Genomic DNA, 6,439 nt, shown 5'->3' on the forward strand with positions numbered 1-6,439 from the left:
ACAGGCGAGCGGCCGAACCGGCTCGAATGGCTGGGACTGATCATCGCTTTTTCGGGATTTACCTACCTAGTCGCACCGGGTGCTGCTGCGCCGCCGCTGGTCGGTCTTTTATTGATGAGTACGGCCGGCATTGCCTGGGGCTTCTATACGCTTTTGGGCAGGCGCTCAGAAGACCCGCTGAGAGACACCTCATACAATTTTTTGCGTACTCTTCCATTGGTGCTGATTTTGTTAGCGGCGACTGTTACGCAGTTAGAGGTATCAATCAAAGGCGTGATGCTCGCCGTCCTGTCCGGTAGCCTTGCGTCCGGAGTTGGCTATAGCATTTGGTATGCGGCATTACGTGGACTGTCCGGCACGCAAGCCGCAGTGCTCCAGCTTTGCGTTCCAGTGATAGCGTCTTTGGGGGGAATAGTGTTTGCGCAGGAGTCGCTCTCTCTTCGTCTGGTTTTAGCGTCGGCGATGATTTGCGGCGGAATACTTGCGGTGATACTCGGCAAAGCTAATGCAGTGGCAAGACACCAATCCATACAGACTGAGTCTTGACGGCAAGTACCTTATAATTCGGCCTACTGTCCCGTGACTTTGCGCAGCTAAATTTTAGAGATAACGATCATTCAAACACCATTCAGACATTCGATCATTATGGCAGCGGCGCTATCCACAGCTTGCGGAGGCGGTGGTGGCGGGAATAGCAACACGACAGTCGCTGCCCCAGTCACGCCAGCACCCACGACTGCCAGCTGCGGGGTAGAAACACAAAAAGACTTTGTGTTTTCCGTCGCGCAAGATTGGTATCTCTGGTATGACGAAATGGCGACTGTTAACCAAGATGACTTTGCCACAGCCAGTGAGTATCTCGCAGCGCTTACCGCGCCGTTGGCAGAAGACTTTCGTGATCCTGGGTTTTCCTACATCACCACCGTAGCTGAAGACGAGGCAAACTTTACAAGCGGCGCCTTTGTGGGATTTGGCTTTCGTTTTGCGGTGGATGACAGCGGGCGCTACCTCATCAGTGATGCTTTCGAGGACGCACCAGCTTTTCAGGCCGGATTCGAACGAGGCGCAGAGATTCTCGCGGTGGATTCGGGCCAAGGCTTTATTACGATGCGAGAGTATGAAGAACAGGGGGCAACGCTCGACACAATATTTGGCGGATCTATAGAAGGCTTGGAACGAGGGTTCCGGCTGCTGATCAATGGCGAGACCTCGGAGCTCACCGTCGCTAAACGCGAGCTTGACGTTCCTCCCCTCGCCGCCGCTCCTGGCACCTTGGAACGCCAGGGACTGCCCCCAGTCGGCTATATCCATTTACGCAGTTTCACACTGTCAGCGAACTCCGCTTTAGATGAGGCCTTTGCGGAGCTATCAGGACAGGGGATCACCGACTTTGTCATCGACCTTCGCTATAACAGCGGCGGCCTTGTGGATGTCGCCAGCCGTTTTATGGATCTACTGGGAGGAGACATAGCCGACGGTCAGATCGCTTACAGCATCAGTCATAACGAAAAGCGCGTTTCCGAAAACGAAGATTTTGCCTTTTCCCGTCGCGCCGGATCAGCAAGCCCCCTTCGTATTGCTTTTATCACCAGTGAATCGACCGCCTCGGCTAGCGAGCTACTCATTAACAGCCTGGAGCCTTTCGCCGAGATCGTACTTATCGGCAGCGACACGTCGGGCAAGGCCGTAGGCCAATACGCTTTTGATCAAAGAGGTTGCGACACGCGCCTTCGTCTCGTGTCGTTTGAAAGCGTCAACGGTGAGGGCTTTGGAGGCTTCTATACCGGACTCATAGACACCGGCCGCTTTACACTGTGCGCGGTTGAGGACGGTTTTGCCGGTGCATTTGGGTCTGAAGAAGATGCGCTAACCGCCGGCGCACTCGGCTGGTTAAACGAAGGACAGTGCCCGATAAACATCAACAACAACACTTCGGGTCGACAAGCGCTCCGTCGCGGCCCGCAGCCCATTACCGCCAATGATCGGCCGGATCGCCGGTCAACCTGGGTTCAGTAACACCCTGATGAACATAGGCGCCTCCACTTTTGCCCCCATGACTAACGTAGTGCGACCCACTGCAGTCGCGCAAGATAGCCGAGGCATCGAGGGTGAGCGCTCAGGGGCCGAAATCCGCGATCGAGAAAATCAGGCACTCGGCAGTAACGCGAACACGGACCGAGTATCGATCAATGGACTTAGCGAGCAGGAACAAAAACAGGTTCGCGAGCTAGCGGATCGTGACCGAGAAGTACGTGCGCATGAACAAGCACATGCCAGCGTCGGCGGACGCTACGCTAGCGCACCAAGTTACACCTATCAGCGCGGGCCAAACGGGCAGCAATATGCCGTCGCGGGCGAAGTATCCATCGATGTTTCGCCTGTGCCTAACGACCCTCAGGCCACGATCGAAAAAGCCCGCATTGTTCGCCGTGCGGCCCTGGCGCCCGCTCAGCCGTCGAGCCAGGATCGTGCGGTGGCGGCTGAGGCGACGGCTTTAGAACAGCAGGCACGAGCAGAATTACTCGCTGAGTCAGAAGCATCATCTAAAGGAAAGCCTGATCAAGGTGATCGAGATTCAACCACTGATTACACCCCTATCGATCTGCAGGCATAGGCTTTTAGGTGTAGTGCGCTTCTATCGGCTATGCTTGGTTGCACAAACGCTCCAACTCAAACTGTAAACCGCCTAGAGCGACCACGAGGAATACAATGCCGTTCAAGTTACCAATGAAGTCACTAGTAACGTCTTTGCTGATGACCAGCACGATCGTTGCCGCGCAGAGCGATGGGATTCAAAGCGAACACGCTCAGAAGACCTTGGAGATTTATCGCTCTATCGTCGAGGTAGATACCTCCAAGACCAAAGGTAATACGCTAGGGGTTGCCCAATACCTTGCCGATGAGCTGGTCACCGCGGGTTTTGCCAAAGACGACGTTCGCGTTATCCCCAAAGATGATTTTGGAATTCTTATCGCCACTTACCGCGGCGACGGTAGCTCAGGGAAGAAGCCCATATTGCTCTTGGGACATCTGGACGTGGTTGAGGCACTGAGAGAAGACTGGGTAAGACCACCCTTTGAACTTACCCAGGACGACGTGAACTTTTATGCCCGTGGGACGATCGATAACAAATTTGGCGTCGCTCAGCTCACAGGCACAATGATTCGACTTAAAAAAGAAGGCTTTGTACCGGACCGTGACCTCATCCTGGCGTTTTCAGGCGATGAAGAAAGCGGCATGGTAACCACACGCTTGATGGCTTATGAAATGCCAGAGCTTGTGGAAGCGGAGTTTGCGCTTAATTCAGATTCCGGCGGCGGTAGCCTCACCGCCGACGGTCGCGCTATTGACTACAGCCTGCAAGCAGCAGAAAAAACCTTCGCCACCTGGGAAATCACAGTCCGTAACCCCGGCGGACACAGCAGCCGCCCGCGGGATGATAATGCGATCTACGAACTTGCCAGTGGCATTAAAGCCATCGAAGCGCATCGCTTCCCTGTGATGTGGAGTGAAATGACGCTCTCTTACTTTCAGCAGGTAGGGGAAAAGCTCGGTGGCGAACTGGGCGATGCCATGGTGCGCTTCGCCTATGACCCTGAAGACGAAGAGGCGGCAGCACGACTTCGTACTGAGCCATCGTATGTAGGTACAACGCGTACCACCTGTGTAGTCACGATGCTGGAAGCCGGACATGCTGAGAACGCCCTTCCCCAGTCTGCGACGGCCACGGTGAACTGCCGTATCTTTCCCGGTGTTGCGGTCGCCGACATCGAAGCTGAATTACGAGCAGTTGTGGGTAATGAAGAAGCGGAATTCGTTCTCCTTGGAGACCCCACAGAGAGTCCTATTTCGGAAATCCGTGCGGACGTTCTTTCCGCAGTGGGCAAAGCCGTTCACAGCCGCTATCCGGGTCTAGACCTTATTGCCTACATGTCATCGGGGGGAACCGACGGCATGCATTTTCGCAAAGCCGGAGTCCCGACTTTTGGCGTCGGCGGAATTTTTATGAACCCTGACGAAAAGTTTGCTCACGGCCTCAATGAACGTGTGCCAATCAAGGCGTTTTACGATGCGCTGGATCATTGGTCGATTATCATTCGTGATCTAACGGGCAAGTGAGGGGGCTTCGCCAATGGGCCCCGCCTCTACGTAATTTACGTCCGATGATGTTAGATTTGTAATCAGCCAAACCGGTAAGGGTACTGAACCGACAATGGATATGCCTGATACCCCTGCGAACGAGTTCGAACGTCTTTTTGCGCTACATCAAGCGCATCTCCTGGATACGCCTCCGGACACGCGCTTCGATGAGATCACCCAGCGGGCACAGCAGCGCTTTGGTGTACAGACAGTCCTGGTTAGCCTGGTAGATGAGCATCGTCAGTGGTTTATGTCGCGCCAGGGTCTGGAGGCCACCGAGACCGAGAGAAATATCTCGTTTTGCGGGCATGCCATACTCAGCGATAACCTGCTTCTGATACCCGATACACACAAAGATTCGCGTTTCCGCGACAACCCCCTGGTCACTGGCGACCCCTTCATTCGATTCTATGCGGGTCAGCCTATCCGAGTGCCTGCGGGACACCGCGTGGGTACTCTCTGCCTTATAGACCCCGAGCCGCAAACACTTTCATCCTCAGAGCAGGAAACTCTGGCCTCTCTTGCCGCTGAAGTGGAGAGCGTCATCGCGCAGCGGCAAGCAGAGTAAGCGCATTCAGTGTACCCGTGTTTCACGTAGCAGCTATCCGAACGGGTAGCTTTTTCCGCCCCGTCCAGAGCGCATCGACACTAAAAACAATCACGGCGGCCCAAATAAAACCAAAACAGATAAGTTTCGGAATAGTAAGCGGCTCGCCAAAGTACACTGCAACGCCGAACTGCATCGTCGGCGCAAGGAACTGCATAAAGCCGACTGTTGTTAGCGTGAGCCGACGTGCTGCCACAGCAAAAAAGAGTAGCGGGAAAACGGTGATCGGCCCTGATAGCAGCAATAGCGCAGTAGTCGTAACATCCGCGCCCCCAAACTCGGTCCTGTGGTTGAGCACAAGCCACAAGAGACCAACCGATGCCAGGGGAAACAGTAGCGCGGTCTCAGCAAAGAGGCCGGGCATGGCGGCAATCGCGACGCGCTTGCGGATAATGCCATAGGCGGTAAATAATCCCGCGAGGGCCAGAGAGACCCAGGGCAGCCCGCTACCCTGCACCGATAGTACGACCACTCCTAGAGCCGCAAGAACCACCGCAACTAACTGCGCCCGTCGCAGTCGCTCACCAAAAAACAGCACGCCGACCGCCACGTACATTAATGGATTAATGTAATAACCCAGGCTGGCTTCGAATATGCGTTCGTTAACTACACCCCAAATATAAACAAACCAGTTGCCCGAAATACAGAGCGCCGAGAGCGCGAGCCAGCCAATGACCCGCGGATCTCTAAACGCACCGATAACCTCAGACCACTGTTTGCGGAGGGTAATAATCAGCGCACCGAAGGGCACTGCCCAGACGATGCGATGCAGCAGAACCTCGGACGGTGTCACGGCTTCGATCAACTTAAAGTAAATGGGGAATACACCCCACAAACCGTAAGCAGCTAGACCAAAGAATATACCGCTACGCAGCTCCGCCGCCTGCCGATCAGCCGGCGTCATAAAGAGTCGAACATAAAAGGGGGCCCACAGAAAAAAACAAAGTCTAACCGCTTTCCTTACCAAATTTGGCTTAATACTGCTTAGATTAAGACGCGGCTAAAGCGCTCCTCTGGGTCATGATGTGCTCAAACAGCACTGAAACGTCTGAGGCAATGCAAAGAAACTGAGCATTAGCAGTAACGAGTGCTTGCTAGGAGAGTAGCTGCAAGTAGTGTTTTCGGGAGATACTGCAATCAAAGCAATAACTAGGAGAGCACTCACGATGAAAGCCCATAGCAATTTTTCTGTTCTCGGCGCCACACAACTGGTCCTGACAACCCTGCTCACACTCTGTCTGGGAAGTGTCGCGCAGCTCGCGGCGGCGCAGGACAAATCCCCGGAAGACGAACGCGCCGTAGCAAGCGTCATCATGAGCCTGCAGAAGACCTGGAACAGCGGTGACATGAGTGGCTATCTGGCGCTGTACCAGCAGGACGACTCTCTGCGTCTCACTTTCGGCAACACGGTGGTAGAGGGCTGGTCAGCTCTCGATTCCCTGTTCCGGAAGAGCTACCCGGACCCGCTACGTATGGGCCGCTTCACCGTGGACCGGGTGGACGTGCAGATACTGAGTCAGGACGCCGCGGTAGCCTACGGAAACTTCACCCATGTGTTTCCGAAGGAGACCATAAAGGGCGGTTTTAGCCACGTACTCACACAGAACGCATCGGGGAATTGGATCATTCGTCATGAGCGAACTTCACGGGGCGAGGTCATAGAGACCCACTAACAACGGTCAATGCGACGCG

7 protein-coding genes are annotated in these 6,439 nt (G+C 54.7%); 6 read left to right on the plus strand and 1 reads right to left on the minus strand.

Annotation, left to right across the window (positions count from 1 at the left end):
• The 5 genes from AB8B76_RS08345 to AB8B76_RS08365 all read left to right on the plus strand — a co-directional run.
• Window positions 1-546, plus strand: a 546-nt coding sequence (locus AB8B76_RS08345) for a DMT family transporter (RefSeq protein ID WP_405271613.1), incomplete at its 5' end; no start/stop codon positions are given.
• Between the two features lie 99 nt (window positions 547-645).
• Window positions 646-2,016 (plus strand): S41 family peptidase, encoded by a 1,371-nt coding sequence (locus AB8B76_RS08350; protein WP_405271615.1) that lies wholly within the window; start codon window positions 646-648, stop codon window positions 2,014-2,016.
• A gap of 7 nt (window positions 2,017-2,023) precedes the next feature.
• The gene (locus AB8B76_RS08355; protein WP_405271617.1) at window positions 2,024-2,614 is read left to right on the plus strand and encodes a putative metalloprotease CJM1_0395 family protein; all 591 of its coding nucleotides are present in this window, start codon (window positions 2,024-2,026) and stop codon (window positions 2,612-2,614) included.
• A gap of 95 nt (window positions 2,615-2,709) precedes the next feature.
• Entirely contained in the window at window positions 2,710-4,119 is a 1,410-nt protein-coding gene (locus AB8B76_RS08360) for a M20/M25/M40 family metallo-hydrolase (RefSeq protein ID WP_405271619.1), read from the plus strand.
• Between the two features lie 100 nt (window positions 4,120-4,219).
• Window positions 4,220-4,708, plus strand: coding sequence for a GAF domain-containing protein (locus AB8B76_RS08365; protein ID WP_405271621.1), 489 nt, complete (start codon window positions 4,220-4,222; stop codon window positions 4,706-4,708).
• Window positions 4,709-4,730: 22 nt separating this feature from the next.
• On the opposite strand, the gene rarD is transcribed toward AB8B76_RS08365, so the two are convergent.
• Window positions 4,731-5,651, minus strand: a complete 921-nt coding sequence (gene rarD / locus AB8B76_RS08370) for an EamA family transporter RarD (protein ID WP_405271623.1) — start codon at window positions 5,649-5,651, stop codon at window positions 4,731-4,733.
• 262 nt (window positions 5,652-5,913) lie between these two features.
• Here rarD and AB8B76_RS08375 point away from each other — a divergent pair, with 262 nt between their 5' ends.
• On the plus strand, window positions 5,914-6,420 hold the full coding sequence (locus AB8B76_RS08375) for a YybH family protein (protein ID WP_405271624.1): 507 nt from the start codon (window positions 5,914-5,916) through the stop codon (window positions 6,418-6,420).
• Window positions 6,421-6,439 lie beyond the last annotated feature (19 nt).

Source organism: Congregibacter sp. (genome assembly GCF_045107095.1).
Taxonomy (GTDB): domain Bacteria; phylum Pseudomonadota; class Gammaproteobacteria; order Pseudomonadales; family Halieaceae; genus Congregibacter.